The organism is Streptomyces sp. DSM 40750, assembly GCF_024612035.1.
In the GTDB taxonomy this organism is placed as follows: domain Bacteria; phylum Actinomycetota; class Actinomycetes; order Streptomycetales; family Streptomycetaceae; genus Streptomyces.
In genome coordinates, this window is record NZ_CP102513.1 from 3,129,315 (window position 1) to 3,147,315 (window position 18,001).

Below are 18,001 nucleotides of genomic sequence, written 5' to 3' on the forward strand. Positions count from 1 at the left end.
GGCTACAGGGTTCCGATCCAGTTGTTCAGCAGCTGCGCTCCGGCGTCGCCGGACTTCTCGGGGTGGAACTGCGTGGCCCACAGGGCGCCGTTCTCCACGGCCGCCACAAAGGGCTTGCCGTGCGTCGACCAGGTGACCTTGGGAGCGGTCAGGGCCGGGTTGTGCGTCTCCAGGGACCAGTCGTGGACGGCGTACGAGTGCACGAAGTAGAAGCGGGCGTCGGCGTCGAGGCCGGCGAACAGTTCCGTGCCGGCCGGGGCCTCGACGGTGTTCCAGCCCATGTGCGGCACGATCTCGGCCTGGAGCGGCTCGACCGCGCCGGGCCACTCGTCGAGCCCCTCGGTCTCCACGCCGTGCTCGATGCCGCGCGCGAAGAGGATCTGCATGCCGACGCAGATGCCCATCACCGGGCGGCCACCGGAGAGCCGCCGGTCGATGATCCAGTCGCCGCGCGCCTCCTTCAGCCCCTTCATGCAGGCGGCGAAGGCGCCGACGCCCGGCACCAGCAGCCCGTCCGCGTTCATGGCCTTGTCGTAGTCACGCGTTATCTCGACCTCGGCCCCCGTGCGCGCCAGGGCGCGCTCGGCGGACCTCACGTTTCCGAAGCCGTAGTCGAAGACGACGACCTTCTTGGACGCGGTGCTCAATTCCACACCTCCAGCCGCAGGATGCCCGCGACGAGACACATCGCGGCGCCTATCGAGAGCAGCGTGATGAGGCTCTTCGGCATCTGCTGCTTGGCGAACGAGATGATCCCGCCGACCAGGAAGAGGCCGACGACGATCAGAGTGGTGGAGAGCCCGTTCACAGTGCGCCCTTCGTGGAGGGCAGGATGCCGGCCGCGCGCGGGTCGCGCTCGGACGCGTAGCGCAGCGCCCGGGCCAGCGCCTTGAACTGGCATTCGACGATGTGGTGTGCGTTGCGCCCGTACGGCACGTGCACGTGCAGCGCGATCTGGGCCTGGGCGACGAAGGACTCCAGGATGTGCCGGGTCATCGTGGTGTCGTACTCGCCGATCATCGGCGCCATCTTCTCGGGCTCGGTGTGCACGAGGTAGGGGCGGCCGGACAGGTCGACGGTGACCTGGGCGAGGGACTCGTCCAGCGGGACGGTGCAGTTGCCGAAGCGGTAGATGCCCACCTTGTCGCCGAGGGCCTGCTTGAAGGCGGCGCCCAGCGCGAGGGCGGTGTCCTCGATGGTGTGGTGGGAGTCGATGTGCAGGTCGCCGTCGGTCTTCACGGTCAGGTCGAACAGACCGTGGCGGCCGAGCTGGTCGAGCATGTGGTCGTAGAAGCCGACCCCGGTGGAGATCTCCGTCTTGCCGGTGCCGTCGAGGTTGATCTCGACGAGGACCGACGTCTCCTTGGTGGTCCGCTCCACGCGTCCTACCCGGCTCATACGCTCTGCTCCTTCGGGGGTGTGGGGGTGGCCCCCACAAGACACTGCAACTCACGTACCGCGTCGAGGAACGCGTCGTTTTCGGCCGGGGTTCCCGCGGTCACGCGCAGCCATCCCGGTACGCCGTTGTCGCGGACCAGGACGCCCCGGTCGAGGATCTTCCGCCAGACCTCGTGCGCGTCCTCGAACCTGCCGAACTGCACGAAGTTCGCGTCGGACTCGGTCACCTCGTAGCCGATCGCGCGCAGCTCGGCGACCAGCCGGTCCCGCTCCTTCTTCAGCTCTTCGACATAGCCGAGGAGGGTGTCGGTGTGCTCCAGGGCGGCGAGGGCGGTCGCCTGGGTGATGGCCGAGAGGTGGTACGGCAGCCGTACGAGCTGGACCGCGTCCACGACCGCCGGGTGGGCGGCGAGATAGCCGAGGCGCAGACCGGCCGCGCCGAAGGCCTTGGACATCGTCCGGGAGACGACGAGGTTCGGCCGTCCGTCGAGCAGCGGCAGCAGCGAGTCGCCGTGGCTGAACTCGATGTACGCCTCGTCGACCACCACCATCGACGGCTTGGTCGCCTGCGCCGCCTCGTACAGCGCGAGGACGGTCTCCCGCGAGACCGCGTTGCCCGTGGGGTTGTTGGGGGTGGTGATGAAGACGACGTCCGGCCGGTGCTCGGCGATCGCCTTCTCGGCGGCGGCGAGGTCGATCGTGAAGTCGTCGTTGCGCGGGCCGGAGATCCAGCCGGTGCCCGTGCCGCGCGAGATCAGCCCGTGCATCGAGTACGACGGCTCGAAGCCGATGGCCGTACGGCCGGGCCCGCCGAAGGTCTGCAGGAGCTGCTGGATGACCTCGTTGGAGCCGTTGGCCGCCCAGACGTTCGCCAGGCCGACCTCGTACCCCGACGTGTTCGTCAGGTACTCGGCGAGCCGCGTGCGCAGCTCCACCGCGTCCCGGTCCGGGTAGCGGTTGAGGTGCCGGGCCGCCTCCCGCACCCGCTCGGTGATCCGCTCGACCAGCGGCTCGGGCAGCGGGTACGGGTTCTCGTTGGTGTTCAGCCGTACGGGGACGTCGAGCTGGGGCGCGCCGTAAGGGCTCTTGCCGCGCAGTTCGTCCCGTACGGGGAGATCGTCGATTCCGAAGCTCACTTGCCAGGTACCTTCCAACCGAACCTTGCCTTGATCGCCGCGCCGTGCGCGGGCAGGTCCTCCGCCTCCGCCAGCGTCACCACGTGGTGCGCGACCTCGGCCAGCGCGTCCTTCGTGTAGTCGACGATGTGGATGCCGCGCAGGAAGGACTGGACGGACAGACCGGAGGAGTGGCAGGCGCAGCCACCGGTCGGGAGCACGTGGTTGGAGCCGGCCGCGTAGTCGCCCAGCGAGACCGGTGCCCAGGGACCGATGAAGATGGCGCCCGCGTTGACGACACGCTCGGCGACCTCTTGAGGACGGGCCGTCTGGATCTCCAGGTGCTCGGCGCCGTACGCGTTGACCACCCGCAGGCCCTCGTCGATCCCGTCGACCAGGACGATCGCGGACTGCCGGCCCGCGAGCGACGGACGAATCCGGTCCTCGATGTGCTTGCTGGCCTCGACCTGCGGCTCCAGCTCCTTCTCGACCGCGTCGGCGAGGGCGACGGAGTCGGTGACGAGCACGGCGGCCGCGAGCGGGTCGTGCTCGGCCTGGCTGATCAGGTCGGCGGCGACGTGCACCGGGTCGGCGGTGTCGTCCGCGAGGACCGCGATCTCGGTCGGGCCCGCCTCGGAGTCGATGCCGATGACACCGGTGAAGTACCGCTTGGCGGCGGCCACCCAGATGTTGCCCGGCCCGGTGACCATGTTGGCCGGCGGGCAGGACTCGGTGCCGTACGCGAACATCGCGACGGCGGTGGCACCACCGGCCGCGTACACCTCGTCGACGCCGAGCAGCGCGCAGGCCGCGAGGATCGTGGGGTGCGGGAGCCCCTCGAACTCGGCCTGCGCCGGGGAGGCGAGGGCGATCGACGGGACACCGGCCTCCTGCGCCGGGACCACGTTCATGATCACGGACGAGGGGTACACCGACCGGCCGCCGGGGGCGTAGAGGCCGACGCGTTCGACCGGCACCCACTTCTCGGTGACCGTGCCGCCGGGGACGACCTGCGTGGTGTGCGTGGTGCGGCGCTGCTCGCGGTGGACGATGCGGGCGCGGCGGATGGACTCCTCCAGGGCCGCGCGGACGGCCGGGTCGAGCTGCTCCAGCGCCTGCGTGAGAGCCTCCGCCGGGACCCGTACCGACTTCAGCCGTACGCCGTCGAACTTCTCCGCGAAGTCGATCAGCGCCGCGTCGCCCCGATGATGCACGGCCTCGCAGATCGGACGCACCTTCTCCAGGGCGGCCGAGACGTCGAAGTCGGCTCGGGGCAGCAGGTCGCGCAGGGCGGGTCCCTCCGGGAGGGCGTCGCCGCGCAGATCGATTCGGGAGATCACGGGCCCAATTCTCTCAGACCTCCGTCGGCCGCCGTCCGCGCGTATCAATGGCTGATACAGACCAGCGCGGGAACCCGGAAGATCACCTTCACGTCTAGCGTTCAGGGCGTCACTCAGCGGGCATCACCAGCATGAACAGTTGTGCGATACACGCGGTATGTGTGCCGCGCGCGTACGAGCCGACATGTGTGGGCCAGGGACGGAGGAAGGAAGAGCTGTGACCGAGGGTGCCGGCGTCCGGGACGGGGACGTGCCGGACGACCTGTCCGCCGCCGAGGCCGGTATGTGGCAGGCGTTCCGCAATGGCAGCGTGTACGACCTGCGTGACGGGGACATCGCCGTGGACGATCCGCACGGCGGCCACCCCTGGGGGCCCGAGCGCAGTGTTCGCGCCCGGATCGTGGCCTGGCTGCTGCTGGACGGGCCGCCCGCGCTGGCCGGCCGGGTGTCCGCGCTGAAGCTGGTGGGCGTCCAGATCAAGGGCGTCCTGGAGCTCGCGGGCGGCCAGGTGGTGCCGTACGTGGAGATGAAGGGCTGCCGGTTCGAGAAGGAGATCCTGCTGCCGGAGGCCCGGTTCACGACCGTACGGCTGGTGGACTGCTCGGTGCCGCGCCTGGAGGCGGCCCGGCTCCACACGGAGGGCGATCTGCATCTGCCGCGCTGCCGGTTCCACAACGGGGTGCGGCTCGCCGACGCCCATATCGGCACCGATCTGCTGCTCAACCAGGCGGTCGTCTACCGCGACCGGCACGGCCGCTCGCTCTCCGCCGACGGGCTGACCGTCGCCCAGGACGTGCAGGCCGAGATGCTGGAGTCGCACGGCGAGCTGAGCCTGCGCGGCGCGACCGTCGGCGCCTCGCTCAGCCTGCGCGGCAGCCGGCTCGCCAACCCCTACGGCCGTCTCGCCCTCAACGCGCCCCAGCTGACCGTCGAGCGCACCCTCTATCTGACCCCGGCCGGCATCGGCAATCCGCTGCACACCAGCGGGAGCACGCCCGCGCGCGGCACCCGGGTCCAGCGGTTCGAGTGCCAGGGCGGGATCCGGCTGGACGACGGGCGGTTCGGCGACTCCGTCGACCTGGAGCGGGCCCGGTTCACCTTCACGGATGAACAGGAGCTGTCCCTGCGCCGCGTCCAGGTGCCCGAGCTGCGCTTCCTCGGCGAGAAGCCGGAGCGCGGCAAGGTCGTCCTGTCCGGCGCCCGCGTCGGTGTCCTGATCGACAGTTCGGAGAGCTGGCCCGGCCCCGGCAACCTCCACATGGGCGGCTTCCAGTACGAGTCCCTCGTACCACGTGACCGGTTCCCGCTGGCCAGACGGCTGGAGTGGGTGGCGGCGGCGACCGCCGAGTACAGCCCGGAGCCGTACGAGCGGCTGGCGACCGTGCTGCGGGCCGGCGGCGACGACGAGGGCGCCCGCGAGGTGCTCCTCGCCAAGCAGCGCCACCGGCGGGAGAACCTGCCGCTCGCGGCCAAACTCTGGGGTTACGCGCAGGACTGGGTGGTCGCGTACGGGTACCGGCCGGGCCGGGCCGCGGTGTGGATGGCGGTGCTGTGGGCGCTGACCTCGTACGCCTTCTCGCACGCGCATCATCCGCCGATGAAGAGCGGCGAGCACCCGCACTGGAGCCCGTCCCTGTTCGCCCTGGATCTGCTGCTGCCGGTCATCGAGCTCGGCCAGGTCGGCTACTGGCAGCTGCGCGGCGGCTGGCAGTGGCTGGCCGCGGTGGTGATCATCCTGGGCTGGATCCTGGCGACGACGGTGGCGGCGGGGGCCACCCGTCTGCTGAGCAGGAACTGATCGGTTCCTGCTCAGGAACCGATCCCTGATCCGGACCTTAATCTGCGAGCGCGCAACCTCAGCCGCCTTCCCACCGTCTTGATACCGAAACCATCAACTGCGAAGTCACGACGGCGAGAAGCCGATCCGCGAGAGCGGCGCCGGTTTAGGCGCAAGGAGGTGCCTGGCGCCAATGGATCCGTTGCGCGCGCTCGTCCGTACCGCCCGGATGGCACGCCACACCTCACGGCTCGCCGCCGGTCTGCCCGCCGACGACGAGGTACTGCTCGACGCCCCCGACGACCGGCTCGGCCCCGCGCTGGTGGCGGCCGGCCGTGGTGAGTACGCGCCCGCGGCGAAGCTCCTGGCGACCACCCGGGAGGCCGCCGAGTGGGAGAACCGCGACCGGTACGCGCTGCGGCTCGCCGCCTTCGCCCACGCGCGCGACGAGTGGCTGCGGGCCTGGCAGGCGGCCGCCCCGCACGATCCGGACGTCCTGCTGATCAAGGCCGAGCTGGCGGTGGCCCGAGGCTGGCACTCCCCCGCCCGGGTCGAACTGCTGCGCGAGGTGGGCCCGTTGATCGCCGCGGCCGCCGAGGGCGAGCCGCGTGACCCGGTGCCCTGGCGGATCGCCCTCGACCACGCCCGGGGCACGGGCCTCGGCAACACCGGTTTCGAGCAGCTGTGGGCGGAGGCGGTCCGCCGCTCCCCGCACCACTACGGCTGCCATGTCTCGGCCCTGAAGTACCTCTCGGCCGCGTGGTACGGCTCGCACCGTGAGTGCTTCGACTTCGCCGAGCGGGCCGCCGAGGACGCGCTCCCCGGCTCCCTCGTCCGGGCCCTGCCGGTCCGGGCGGCCTTCGCGTACCTCACCGAGGGCGGCGGGGCCGTGGTCCCCCGCACCCGCCTGGACGCGGCGGCGGACGGCGCGATCACGCTCTCCGCCGAGTACGACCCCGGCGACCCGTGGCCGGCCGAGGTCCGCAACCTCCTGACGTACGTCCTGGTCCGCCTGGAGCGCTGGCCGGACGCCCTGGCCCAGCTGCGCATGATCGGCCCGTACGCCACGTCCTTTCCCTGGGACCGCGTCTCGGACGATCCGCTGGGCCAGTTCCTCCAGCTGCGGGACGGCGTACGGCTGGAAGTGGCGTGCTCGATCCCGCTGCGCGCACGGCTGGAAAGGCCGACGCGGGGCGAAGGATAGGTCTCCTGGGAGGTCACCAAACGAGTACGGACGAACGCGCGCGCCCCGGCGACCATTAGGCTCTGGCCTCGTGACCACCGTCCGACTGCCGCTCTTCCCCCTGAACTCGGTGTTGTACCCGGGGCTCGTGCTTCCTCTGAACATCTTCGAGGAGCGCTATCGCGCCATGATGCGCGAGTTGCTGAAGACCCCCGAGGACCAACCCCGCCGCTTCGCCGTCGTCGCCATCCGCGACGGCCACGAGGTCGCGCCGAGCGCACCCGGCATGCCGGATCCGACGGCCCTGCCCGACCGCGGCCCGACCGCCGGCTTCGGCGACGAGCCGACCAAGGCGTTCCACTCCGTGGGCTGCATCGCGGACGCGGCGACCATCCGGGAGCGCGACAACGGCACGTACGAGGTCCTCGCGACCGGTACCACCCGCGTGCGCCTGCTCTCGGTGGACGCCTCGGGCCCGTTCCTCGTGGCGGACCTGGAGGAGCTGCCCGAGGACGCCGGTGACGAGGCGGGCGCGCTCGCGGAGGGCGTTCTGCGGGCGTTCCGCCAGTACCAGAAACGGCTCGCGGGTGCCCGGGAACGCTCGCTGTCGACGGGTGCGGACCTCCCGGACGAGCCGGCCGTCGTCTCGTATCTGGTCGCCGCGGCGATGATGCTCGACACGCCCGCCAAGCAGCGGCTTCTCCAGGCGCCCGACACCGCGTCCCGTCTGCGCGACGAGCTGAGACTCCTGCGCGCCGAGTCCGCCATCATCCGTAGTCTGCCGTCGTTGCCCGCGTCGGAGCTGACGCGGAGCCCGACGAGCCTCAACTGACGTACACGAGAAGGCCGATGGCGAAGAAGTCGAAGAAGCAGCAGGCGGGCGGCACGCCCGCGACGGTGGCGCTGAGCGCGGCGGGCGTGGAGTTCAGCGTCCACGCCTACGAGCACGATCCCGCCCACCCCTCCTACGGCGAGGAGGCGGCCGAGGCGATGGGCGTCTCCCCCGAGCGGGTCTTCAAGACCCTGGTGGCGGACGTGGACGGCGCGCTCGTGGTCGCGGTCGTGCCGGTGGCGGGTTCGCTCGACCTGAAGTCCCTGGCGACGGCGGTCGGCGGGAAGCGCGCGGCGATGGCCGACCCCACCCTCGCGGAACGCACGACGGGCTATGTCCGGGGCGGCATCTCTCCCCTCGGCCAGCGCAAGAAGCTCCGCACGGTGCTGGACGCGTCGGCGGACGCCCACGACACGATCTGCGTCTCGGCCGGCCGCCGCGGCCTGGAGGTCGAGTTGTCCCCGCAGGACCTCTTGAAGCTCACGGAAGCGGTGTCCGCGCCCATCGCCCGCGCGTGATCCGCGTTCGCGCAGTTCGCCGCGCCCCTTGACGGCAGGGGGCGCGCCCGGTGTCCTTCAGGGGCGCGGGGAACTGCGCGACAAGCCCCCACCCGCACCCGAAAATCGCACCCCAAGGGGTCGAAGGGGCACAGCCCCTGGGATGGGACGGGTAGGGGCGGCGGGGGCGAGAAAAAGTCCCTCACGCGGCCGGCGGCTCCAAGGGCGCGCCGTACCCGTCCTTGTACTGAAGATCCTGCTCGTACGGGTCAGGATCACGCGGGCCGAACAACGCCGTCAGGCCGAGGTGGACCAGCAGCCCCGCCAACGGCCACGCCAGCAACGCCCCCTTCGCACCGAGCTTCAGCGGGGCCGAGAACGTCACTCCCTCCCCCACCTCCTTCGCCCGTGCCGCGACATCGGTCTCGGGCCCGAGCCACACCCCGAGCCGCCACGCCAGCACGGCCCCCAGCAGCCCACCGACGGTCAGCGCCACCACGAGAGGCACACCGCCCCGTCGGCGCAGCAGGAAGACGACGAGCGCGCTCAGCGCGCCCGCCCCCAGCGCCAGCAGCGTGAACGTTCCGTCGACGCCGACGGCCTGCTCACCCTCGTTGTCCTTGAGGTAGACCGCCGCCCCGTCGGAGACGAGCGGCACATGCGGCGCGAGCCACCACCACAGCACGCCGAGCAGCGCGCCCCCGAGCAACGCCACGACCACGGTGACGACGGCCGCCTCGATCAGTTCGGTCTTCAGCCCGGGCCCGGACGGCTTCTCCGGCCCGTACCCGAGATGCCCCGCGCCCCCACCGCTGGTGGGCGGCGGAGCCCAGGGGTCGTTCGGCGGCTGGTGGTTCGGCGGCGGAGGCGGAGTCAACGGTGCGGTCACTCTGACATCGTGCCAGGCGCGGCTGTGCGCCGCGTCACCGGACGGCGGCCCGACGGTACGCCCAGGTGGCGACCGCGAGCGAGACGACCCCGACCCCCGCGCACACGGCGAGGTCACCGAGCACGAACGCCCAGTCGGGGTTCGGCCCGAACGTCCGCGCGAACGCCTCCACGCCGTATGTGGAGGGAAGCAGGTCCCGCGCGAACTGGATGAAGCCCGGCATCCGGTCGGCCGGCAGCACACCCAGCAGCAGCGCCGCCGACATGCCCAGCTGCCCGAGCACGGTGGCGAGCTCCGGGCGCGGGGCGAGCAGACCCAGCGCGGCGCCCAGCCCGGCGAGCGCGGCCCCGGCGAGCGGGATCACGGCGGCGAGCACCCAGAGGTGGGCCAGCGGCAGCCCGAAGAGCACACAGCCGAAGACGGCCGTCACGACGGTCCCCGGCACGGTGAAGGAGGCGTACGCTCCCGCCGCGCCCAGCACCACCGCCGCCGGCGGCACCGGCAGCGTCGCGTAGTGGTCTAGCCCGCCGCTCGACCGCAGCTGCCCGAAGTACTGGGCCAGCAGGTTCAGCGCGACGAAGGCGACGACGAGCACCGCCGAACCGGCGACCACCGCGCGTGCCTCGGCCCCGCCGTCCACCACACCGCGCATCAGGATCATGATCCCGACCGACTGGAAGGTGGCCACGAACAGCAGCGGGATCCGCGCGACCCGCGCCCGGGAGAGCTGCGCCCGATACACCGCGCAGAGCGACGGCCACAGGCGCGCGCGGGGCCCGAGCTCGGCGGCTCCGCGCTCCACGCGCTCCTCCACGGCCAGGGCGCTGCCCGGCAGAATCTCCGCGGGTACGACACTCACGTCGAGCTGCTCCTCTTCGCTTCGGCTGTCGCCCATTTTCGTACGGCTGCGGCAGCCCTGCCGTTCACATCCGCACCGACTGTTCTCCGGCTCACGCCCGCGTCCCTCACCCCTTGACCAGCCCCTGGGCGCTGCCCGCGCTGCCGCCGAGCGCCAGGTACACGTCCTCCAGGCTCGGCGTGGCGAGCGTGAAGTCGTCGAGCGCCACGAAGGCGGCGCCCCCGGTCACCGTGGCCACCACCGCGCGCGCCTCCTCCGGCGCGAGCCGGAGCGTCCAGCGGCGCCCGGACTCCACGGCACGCGGGCGCAGCACGGCGACCTCGGGCACGTCCAGCGGGGCCTTCTCACGCCAGACCAGCTCGACGCGCACCTCGCCCGCCACCTGCTCCTTCAGTCCGGCCGGGGTGTCGCACGCGATGACCCGCCCCGTGTCGAGGACGGCGACCCGGTCGAGGACGGTCTCAGCCTCGATGACGTTGTGGGTGACCAGCAGGACGGTGGTGCCGGACTCGGCGCGCCGCCGGTCGACGGCGGCCCACACGGCCCGCCGGGCCACCGGATCCATGCCGCTGGTCGGCTCGTCGAGCACGAGCAGCGGCCGCTCCCCGACGAGCGCCGTGGCGAAACAGGCGAGCCGCCGCTGCCCGCCGGACAGCTTCTTCAGCGGCCGCGAGGCGAGCGCGGTCAGCCCCAGCTCCTCCAGCACGGCGTCCCGCTCGGCCCGCGCCCGCCGTACCTCCAGCCCGCGCAGCCGCCCGGTGGTCTCCGCGGCCAGCGCCACGGTCAGCTCGTCGAGAGCGGTCGACTCCTGTCCCAGATAGGCGAGGATCCGCGAAGCCCGCTCCGGATGCCGCACGATGTCGTGGCCCAGAATCTCGACGGTGCCGTCATCGGGCCGCATCAGCCCGGTCAGCTGCCGTACGAGCGTGGTCTTGCCCGCCCCATTGGGCCCGAGCAGTCCGAAGATCTCCCCGCGCCGGACCTCCAGCGCCACCGCGTCATTGGCCCGCACCTCGGGAGTTCCCGGCGTCCCCCGCCGCCCCCGCGTGGCCGGATACGTCTTGGTGAGCCCCCGCACAGCACACACGACATCCCCACCATGTCGGATCACCTGTGCCGTACGCGTACTCACGAGGGACGAGCCTACGGGGTCCCGGGCACCGATTTTCCGCCGGGTCACCCCAGCCGTGCCCCGATGGGCGCGGGGAACTCCGCGACCAGCCACAACCAAGCCGCAGCCGCCCACAAACAGTCAGCCCCGCGCTATCGGGCGCTCCTACCGCTCCCCGGCCGGCGCATGCTCCGCCCCCGTACGCACATCGATCTCCCGCCAGAACCCGGCGCGAATCGCATACCGATCATGCTCATCGATCTGATCATCCTTGTGCGCCAGCAACCCGAACCGAGCCGCATACCGCAACAACTCCCCATCCACCCGATGCGGCACCCGCGGATACATCCCCGAGAGCTTCTGCAGATGGGACTGATCGGTCAGCCGGGCCATCCACCGCCGAGCGAACACCTGCCCGACCTCATAAGGATCACCCCCGACCGTGGTGATGTCCTCCTCCCGGTCGGCCCACCGCTGCTCCGCGGTCGTCAGCTGCGCCAGCGTCGGCATCGCCGCCGCCTCCGGCGGCTCCGCCGCACCCCCGGGCCGGTCCACCCATCCCTTGTCGGACGACCACCGCAACGTGGCCGTCGCCGGATGCTGCACGGCATGCGTCCCAGGCCCGCGCATCGCGGCGAGATCCTTCGGCGTCGGGACACCCTTGGCCGCCGTCGGCATCCGCTCCTCGGTCCCGTTGCGCCCGGCAGACGCCGGTTCGGGCTCACCCGTCGCCCGTTCGGCGGCCGCGAGGGCCGACTCGGGCAGGGGTGCGGACAGGATCGCGGCGATCTCCGGCCGCGGCACCGGCTGCGGCGCGCAGATCCCGCCGATCTCCTTGGCCCGCACGGCCTTGGTGATCCACATCCGGTCGAGCACGCGACGCTCGTCGGCCTCGGCGACCAGGTCCTCGGACTGGTTGTAGTCGCCGTCGGCGGCCTGCACGGCCCACAGGTGTACGGCGACTCCGTGCTCCTTGGCGGCCATCATGCCCGGCAGCAGATCCCCGTCACCGGTCACCAGGACCACGTCGGAGCAGGCGCGGTTGCGGGCCAGCTCGGTCAGCTCGGCGTGCATGGCTGCGTCCACGCCCTTCTGCGCCCACCGCCCGTCGCTGCGGGTCAGCGCGCCGAGCCGTACCGTCACGCGGGGCATCACACGCAGCCTGCGGTGCTCGGGCTGCGGGACGCGGTCGGGGGCGCCGTCGAACCAGTAGATGCGCAGCAACGGCCGCTCGGTGTCGGCCTCGGCGCGCTCGCGCAGCCCCTGGATGAGGGCGGCGTGATCGACGGTGATCCGGGAGCGGGATGGTTCCCCGGCGAGGAGGCTGGCGGCCGCGCCGAGCAGATACCCGGCGTCCACCAGGACGATGCAGCGATCCACTCGATCCACCCTCTTTCCGGGAGGTTTGCTTGGGGCTTCCTTCGAGTCTGCCCGACCGCGCGGAGGTTAACGGCCGGAACTCGATCTTCGGCGTGGCGTATCCGCCGTGAGCACCCTGCGACGCGGCACACGCTCCGACAACTCTCGTCACGGACGGTGATTTTCCGAAATGCACACCTTGTCGTGCTATGTGAGTCTGGTCGCGGCCCTGGCCCCTAGATCCCCCACAGGAGGTAGAGCACCATGGCCAAGAACAAGAAGCAGGACCGTAAGCAGCCGCAGTCCGAGCGTGGTCAGCAGGAGACCCAGCAGTCCTCGCTGGGATCGCAGACCGAGCAGGGCGCGTCCCACGCGACGCCCGGCGACATGGCCCGCAAGAGCCGGCAGAAGCGCTTCGGTCACAACTGACATCCGCACAACGGGCTGTTGCAGTCCAGATATGCCGAGGGGCGCACCCGGAACACCGGATGCGCCCCTCGCGCGTTCACGCCCGTCGGCCCGGTCAGGGCTTGTCGGGGGTCTGCTCAGCCCGCCAGGCAGGACGGGCCGAGCAGCACCTTCAGGTCGCCGAACAGGGCCGGGTCCGGCTTCACCCGGTGGCGGTCGAGGCGGAGCACAGTCGTCTTGGTCGGGCCCTGGAGCCTGATCCGGACCTCGCTGTCGCCCTTGTGGTGGCTGAGGATCTCACCGAGCCGGCTGACCATGGGCGGGGTGACCCGGGTGGCCGGGATGGTGAGGATCACCGGTGCGTTGGTGCCCGCGTTCGACAGGTCGGGGACCTGCATCTCCATCGCTACCAGCCGCGGCACCTCCTCGCGCTTGTCGAGGCGGCCCTTCACGAACACGACCGCGTCCTCGACGAGTTGGGTCGAGACGAGCTGGTAGGTCGCCGGGAAGAACATGCACTCGATGGAACCGGCCAGGTCCTCCACGGTGGCGATGGCCCAGGCGTTGCCCTGCTTGGTCATCTTGCGCTGGAGGCCGGAGATGATGCCGCCGATGGTGACGACCGCGCCGTCCGCGTGCTCACCGCCGGTGAGCTGGGCGATGCCCGCATCGGCTTTGTCGGACAACACGTGTTCCAGGCCGAAGAGCGGATGGTCGGAGACGTAGAGACCGAGCATCTCCCGCTCCTGGGCGAGGAGATAGGTCTTCTCCCACTCCTCGGTGGTGAACTCCACGTCGAGGCCGAAGCCCGGCTCGTCGCTCTCCTCCTCGCCCATGCCGCCGAAGAGGTCGAACTGGCCCTCGGCCTCCTTGCGCTTGACCGCGACCACGTTGTCGATCATCGAGTCGAAGTGCGCGGTGAGGCCCTTGCGGGTGTGCCCCATCGTGTCGAACGCGCCCGCCTTGATCAGCGACTCCGTGGTGCGCTTGTTGCAGGCGACCGCCTCGACCTTGTCGAGGTAGTCGGGGAAGGAGGCGTACTTCCCCTTGGCCTTGCGGCTGCGGATGATCGACTCGACCACGTTCGTACCGACGTTGCGCACGGCTTCGAGGCCGAAGAGGATGACGTCGTCGCCCTGGGCGGCGAAGTTGTGCTCCGACTCGTTGACGTTCGGCGGCAGCACCTTGATGCGCATGCGGCGGCACTCGTTGAGGTAGACCGCCGACTTGTCCTTGTCGTCCTTGACCGAGGTGAGCAGCGCGGCCATGTACTCGGCCGGGTAGTTGGCCTTGAGGTACGCCGTCCAGTAGGAGACCAGTCCGTACGCGGCGGAGTGCGCCTTGTTGAAGGCGTAGCCGGCGAAGGGGACCAGCACGTCCCACAGGGCCTGGATGGCCTCGTCGCTGTAGCCGTTCTTCTGGGCGCCGGCCTGGAAGATGGTGAAGTTCTTGGCCAGTTCGTCGGGCTTCTTCTTACCCATCACGCGGCGGAGGATGTCGGCCTCGCCGAGCGAGTATCCGGCGATGATCTGGGCGGCCTTCTGTACCTGCTCCTGGTAGACGATCAGGCCGTAGGTGACCGCGAGGACCTCTTGGAGCGGCTCCTCCAGCTCCTTGTGGATCGGTGTGATCTCCTGGCGGCCGTTCTTGCGCTCGGCGTAGTTGATGTGCGAGTTCATGCCCATCGGGCCCGGCCGGTAGAGGGCCGAGACGGCGGAGATGTCCTCGAAGTTGTCGGGCTGCATCTGGCGCAGCAGCGAGCGCATCGGGCCGCCGTCGAACTGGAAGACGCCGAGGGTGTCACCGCGGCAGAGCAGTTCGAAGGTCGTGGGGTCGTCCAGCGGGAGGGCGAGCATCTCCAGGTCGATGCCCTTGTTGGCCTTCACCATCTTGATGGCGTCGTCCATGATCGTGAGGTTGCGCAGGCCCAGGAAGTCCATCTTCAGCAGGCCGAGCGACTCGCACTGCGGGTAGTCCCACTGTGTGATGGTCACGCCGTCGGTGTGCCGCACCCAGATCGGGGCGTGGTCGACGATGGGCTCGCTGGACATGATCACGCCGGCCGCGTGCACACCCATCTGCCGGACCAGGCCCTCGACGCCCTTGGCGGTGTCGATGACCTTCTTCACATCCGGTTCGTTCTCGTACATCGACCGGATCTCGCCCGCCTCGCTGTAGCGCGGGTGGGAGGGGTCGGTGATGCCGTTCAGGTCGATGCCCTTGCCGAGGACGTCGGCGGGCATGGCCTTGGTGAGCCGGTCGCCCATCGCGTACGGGTAGCCCAGCACGCGCGCGGAGTCCTTGATGGCGTTCTTCGCCTTGATCTTGCCGTACGTGCCGATCATGGCGACCTTGTCGGCGCCGTACTTCTCCGTCACGTACCTGATCACCTCGACGCGCCGGCGCTCGTCGAAGTCGATGTCGACATCGGGCATGGAGACGCGCTCGGGGTTGAGGAACCGCTCGAAGATCAGACCGTGCGGGATCGGGTCGAGGTCGGTGATGCCCATGGCGTACGCGACGATCGAACCGGCGGCGGAACCACGGCCGGGGCCGACCGCGATGCCCTGGCTCTTGGCCCACATGATGAAGTCGGCGACGACGAGGAAGTACCCCGGGAACCCCATCTGGATGATGACGTCCATCTCGTACTCGGCCTGCTTCTGGCGGTCCTCGGGGACGCCGCCGGGGAAGCGGCGGGCCATGCCGCGGCGGACCTCCTCCTGGAACCAGGTGACCTCGGTGAAGCCCTCGGGGATGTCGAACTTCGGCATGAGGTTCTTGGCCTCGAACATGCCGGAGGTGTCGATCTGCTCGGCGACCAGCAGGGTGTTGGCGCAGCCCTCCTGCCAGGCGTCCGAGGAGTCGATGGCGTACATCTCGTCGGTGGACTTCAGGTAGTAGCCGGTGCCGTCGAACTTGAAGCGGTCCGGGTCGGAGATGTTCTTGCCGGTCTGGATGCACAGCAGGGCGTCGTGGGCGTTCGCCTCGTGCGCGTACGTGTAGTGCGAGTCGTTCGTGACCAGCGGCGGGATGCCGAGCTTCTTGCCGACCCGGAGCAGGTCCTCACGGACCCGGTGCTCGATGTCGATGCCGTGGTCCATCAGCTCCAGGAAGTAGCGGTCCTTGCCGAAGATGTCCTGGTACTCGCCGGCCGCCTTCACCGCCTCGTCGAACTGGCCGAGGCGCAGCCGGGTCTGCAGCTCTCCGGACGGGCAGCCCGTGGAGGCGATGAGCCCCTCGGACCACTGGGAGATGGTCTCCTTGTCCATCCGGGGCCACTTCTGCAGCCAGCCCTCGGCGTACGCGTCCGAGGAGAGCTTGAAGAGGTTGTGCAGGCCCGTCCTGTTCGCCGCCCAGATCGTCTTGTGCGTGTAACCACCCGAACCGGACACGTCGTCGCGCTTCTGGTGCGGCTGGCCCCACTGGATCTTGCGCTTGTTACGCCGGGACTCGGGAGCGACGTACGCCTCGATGCCGATGATCGGGGTGACGCCGGCCTTCTTCGCGGTGTGGAAGAAGTCGTACGCCCCGTGCAGGTTGCCGTGGTCGGACATGGCGATATGGGTCATGCCCATCTCGTTGCACGCGTTGAACATGTCCTTGAGCCGCGCGGCACCGTCCAGCAGCGAGTACTGGGTGTGGACGTGCAGGTGCGTGAACGGCGGCTTTGACACGGCTTCGGCCTCCAGGGGACACAAAGGAAACAAGCGTGAACGACTTCCCCACGGGCTGCGGACAGTCTGGGGGACAGCGTCGAAGTCTATGCCTCGGGACTGACACCGCGAGGGGAGTCCCCCGTACCTTTCGGGGAGGAGTCGTGGGCACTTGCGCGCGCCTTCGCACGTTGAAAAGCCGACCCACCCGTGATCACCAGGAGGCACCCAGCGATGTCGGTTCCGCAGCTCAACGACGAGCGACGAGGCGAGGAGATCCTCGCCGTCTTCGACACCGCCTTCGGCCAGCTCCTGGCCGCCGACCCGGCCGCGTTCCGCGTGAAGTTCCGGAAGATGGCGGCCTCGGCCTTCGCGTTCTACCGGGGCACGGCCTGCCTGTTCTACAGCGACCTGGACGCGGAGAAGGCCACCGGCCCCTATCTGGACGAGCGCACCTCGCGCGTGTGGATCCACGGCGACCTGCACGCGGAGAACTTCGGCACGTACATGGACTCCACGGGCCGCCTGATCTTCAACGTGAACGACTTCGACGAGGCGTACGTCGCCCCCTTCACCTGGGACCTGAAGCGCTTCGCCGCCTCCGTGGCGCTGATCGGGTACGCGAAGGCGCTCAGCGACGAGCAGATCACCGAGCTGGTGGAGACCTACGCGGCCGCCTACCGCGAGCGGATCCACGCCATAGCGGCCGGCGCCAAGCGGGACGAGGTGCCTCCCTTCACGCTGGACACCGCCCAGGGCCCGCTCCTGGACGCGCTGCGCGACGCCCGCTCGCTGACCCGCTTCGGGCTGCTGGAGTCGATGACGGAGATCCGGGAGTTCGAGCGCCGCTTCGCGCCGGGCGGCGGCTCCATCGAGCTGGACGCGGCGACCCGCTACAAGGTGCTGGCCGCATTCGACGGCTATCTGGAGACGCTCCCGGAGTCCTCCCTGACCCGCCCGGACTCGTACCGCGTGAAGGACGTCGTCGGTCGCCGGGGCATCGGCATCGGCTCGGCGGGGCTGCCCTCCTACAACATCCTGCTGGAGGGGCAGAGCGACGCCCTGGAGAACGACGTCGTGATCTACATCAAGCAGGCCCAGACCCCGGCCGTCTCCCGCCACATCACCGACCAGCGGATCCGTGACTACTTCGAGCACGAGGGCCACCGCACGGTGATCTCCCAGCGCGCCCTCCAGGCGCACGCCGACCCGTGGCTCGGCTGGACCGAGCTGGACGGCGCCGGCCAGCTGGTCGCCGAGGTGTCGCCGTACGCGGTGGACGTGGACTGGAGCGACATCGACGACCCGGAGGAGATCGCGGCGGTCGTCGCCGACCTCGGCCGGGCCACGGCCACCATGCACGCGGCGGCGGACGACCTGACCGGGCAGTCCCTGGTGCCGTTCTCCACGGAGCGGGCCATCGACGCGGCGATCGCTGCCGACGAGGACGGCTTCGCTCCGCTCCTGGTGGACTTCGCGCACTCGTACGGGGCACGCGCGCGTGCGGACCACCAGATCTTCGTGGACCTGTTCCGCAACGGCCGGATCCCCGGCCTCTAGAGCCCCTGAGAACCCTC

16 protein-coding genes are annotated in these 18,001 nt (G+C 70.4%); 6 read left to right on the forward strand and 10 right to left on the reverse strand.

The window, feature by feature from the left end:
* Window positions 1-2 precede the first annotated feature (2 nt).
* From hisH to hisD, 5 genes are read right to left on the reverse strand one after another with little or no spacing between them, the layout of a single operon-like run.
* Window positions 3-653, reverse strand: a complete 651-nt coding sequence (gene hisH / locus JIX55_RS13965; protein WP_257563632.1) for an imidazole glycerol phosphate synthase subunit HisH — start codon at window positions 651-653, stop codon at window positions 3-5.
* Window positions 644-808 carry a hypothetical protein gene (locus JIX55_RS13970; RefSeq protein ID WP_257563633.1) on the reverse strand — a complete coding sequence of 55 codons (165 nt, stop codon included), beginning with the start codon at window positions 806-808 and terminating at the stop codon, window positions 644-646. The genes hisH and JIX55_RS13970 overlap by 10 nt, the downstream gene beginning before the upstream one ends.
* Window positions 805-1,398, reverse strand: coding sequence for an imidazoleglycerol-phosphate dehydratase HisB (gene hisB, locus JIX55_RS13975; protein WP_149822680.1), 594 nt, complete (start codon window positions 1,396-1,398; stop codon window positions 805-807). The genes JIX55_RS13970 and hisB overlap by 4 nt, the downstream gene beginning before the upstream one ends.
* Entirely contained in the window at window positions 1,395-2,534 is a 1,140-nt protein-coding gene (locus tag JIX55_RS13980; RefSeq protein ID WP_257563634.1) for a histidinol-phosphate transaminase, read from the reverse strand. The genes hisB and JIX55_RS13980 overlap by 4 nt, the downstream gene beginning before the upstream one ends.
* Window positions 2,531-3,853: a histidinol dehydrogenase gene (hisD, locus tag JIX55_RS13985; protein ID WP_257563635.1), complete on the reverse strand. Its 1,323-nt coding sequence runs from the start codon at window positions 3,851-3,853 to the stop codon at window positions 2,531-2,533. The genes JIX55_RS13980 and hisD overlap by 4 nt, the downstream gene beginning before the upstream one ends.
* A 217-nt stretch (window positions 3,854-4,070) precedes the next feature.
* Between hisD and JIX55_RS13990 the strand changes: the two genes are divergently transcribed.
* The 4 genes from JIX55_RS13990 (at window position 4,071) to ybaK (ending at window position 8,163) form a co-directional block, all read left to right on the forward strand.
* A complete protein-coding gene (locus JIX55_RS13990; protein WP_257563636.1) occupies window positions 4,071-5,651 on the forward strand; it encodes an oxidoreductase in 1,581 nt (526 codons plus the stop codon).
* A gap of 172 nt (window positions 5,652-5,823) precedes the next feature.
* Window positions 5,824-6,834 carry a hypothetical protein gene (locus JIX55_RS13995; protein WP_257563637.1) on the forward strand — a complete coding sequence of 337 codons (1,011 nt, stop codon included), beginning with the start codon at window positions 5,824-5,826 and terminating at the stop codon, window positions 6,832-6,834.
* A gap of 70 nt (window positions 6,835-6,904) precedes the next feature.
* On the forward strand, window positions 6,905-7,645 hold the full coding sequence (locus tag JIX55_RS14000; RefSeq protein WP_257563638.1) for an LON peptidase substrate-binding domain-containing protein: 741 nt from the start codon (window positions 6,905-6,907) through the stop codon (window positions 7,643-7,645).
* A gap of 17 nt (window positions 7,646-7,662) precedes the next feature.
* On the forward strand, window positions 7,663-8,163 hold the full coding sequence (ybaK, locus tag JIX55_RS14005; protein WP_257563639.1) for a Cys-tRNA(Pro) deacylase: 501 nt from the start codon (window positions 7,663-7,665) through the stop codon (window positions 8,161-8,163).
* A gap of 181 nt (window positions 8,164-8,344) precedes the next feature.
* On the opposite strand, the gene JIX55_RS14010 is transcribed toward ybaK, so the two are convergent.
* From JIX55_RS14010 to JIX55_RS14025, 4 genes are all read right to left on the reverse strand, one after another.
* Window positions 8,345-9,031 carry a DUF2567 domain-containing protein gene (locus JIX55_RS14010; RefSeq protein ID WP_257563640.1) on the reverse strand — a complete coding sequence of 229 codons (687 nt, stop codon included), beginning with the start codon at window positions 9,029-9,031 and terminating at the stop codon, window positions 8,345-8,347.
* A 34-nt stretch (window positions 9,032-9,065) separates the two neighbouring features.
* Complete coding sequence (locus tag JIX55_RS14015) at window positions 9,066-9,890, reverse strand: ABC transporter permease (RefSeq protein WP_257563641.1); 825 nt, start codon at window positions 9,888-9,890, stop codon at window positions 9,066-9,068.
* A gap of 106 nt (window positions 9,891-9,996) precedes the next feature.
* Window positions 9,997-11,022, reverse strand: coding sequence for an ABC transporter ATP-binding protein (locus JIX55_RS14020; RefSeq protein ID WP_257563642.1), 1,026 nt, complete (start codon window positions 11,020-11,022; stop codon window positions 9,997-9,999).
* A gap of 144 nt (window positions 11,023-11,166) precedes the next feature.
* Window positions 11,167-12,381, reverse strand: coding sequence for an NYN domain-containing protein (locus JIX55_RS14025; RefSeq protein ID WP_257563643.1), 1,215 nt, complete (start codon window positions 12,379-12,381; stop codon window positions 11,167-11,169).
* Window positions 12,382-12,624: 243 nt separating this feature from the next.
* On the opposite strand from JIX55_RS14025, the gene JIX55_RS14030 reads away from it, so the two are divergent.
* Window positions 12,625-12,789: a hypothetical protein gene (locus JIX55_RS14030; RefSeq protein ID WP_257563644.1), complete on the forward strand. Its 165-nt coding sequence runs from the start codon at window positions 12,625-12,627 to the stop codon at window positions 12,787-12,789.
* A gap of 116 nt (window positions 12,790-12,905) precedes the next feature.
* On the opposite strand, the gene dnaE is transcribed toward JIX55_RS14030, so the two are convergent.
* A complete protein-coding gene (gene dnaE, locus JIX55_RS14035) occupies window positions 12,906-16,445 on the reverse strand; it encodes a DNA polymerase III subunit alpha (protein WP_257563645.1) in 3,540 nt (1,179 codons plus the stop codon).
* A 213-nt stretch (window positions 16,446-16,658) separates the two neighbouring features.
* Between dnaE and JIX55_RS14040 the strand changes: the two genes are divergently transcribed.
* Window positions 16,659-17,984 (forward strand): DUF2252 domain-containing protein, encoded by a 1,326-nt coding sequence (locus JIX55_RS14040; protein WP_257563646.1) that lies wholly within the window; start codon window positions 16,659-16,661, stop codon window positions 17,982-17,984.
* The last annotated feature ends 17 nt before the right edge of the window (window positions 17,985-18,001 follow it).

Coding starts and splice junctions, on each gene's coding strand:
- ybaK (WP_257563639.1), top strand. CDS start 7,663: ATGGCGAAGAAGTCGAAGAAGCAGCAGGCGGGCGGCACGCCCGCGACG.
- JIX55_RS14040 (WP_257563646.1), top strand. CDS start 16,659: ATGTCGGTTCCGCAGCTCAACGACGAGCGACGAGGCGAGGAGATCCTC.
- JIX55_RS13995 (WP_257563637.1), top strand. CDS start 5,824: ATGGATCCGTTGCGCGCGCTCGTCCGTACCGCCCGGATGGCACGCCAC.
- hisB (WP_149822680.1), bottom strand. CDS start 1,398: ATGAGCCGGGTAGGACGCGTGGAGCGGACCACCAAGGAGACGTCGGTC.
- JIX55_RS14030 (WP_257563644.1), top strand. CDS start 12,625: ATGGCCAAGAACAAGAAGCAGGACCGTAAGCAGCCGCAGTCCGAGCGT.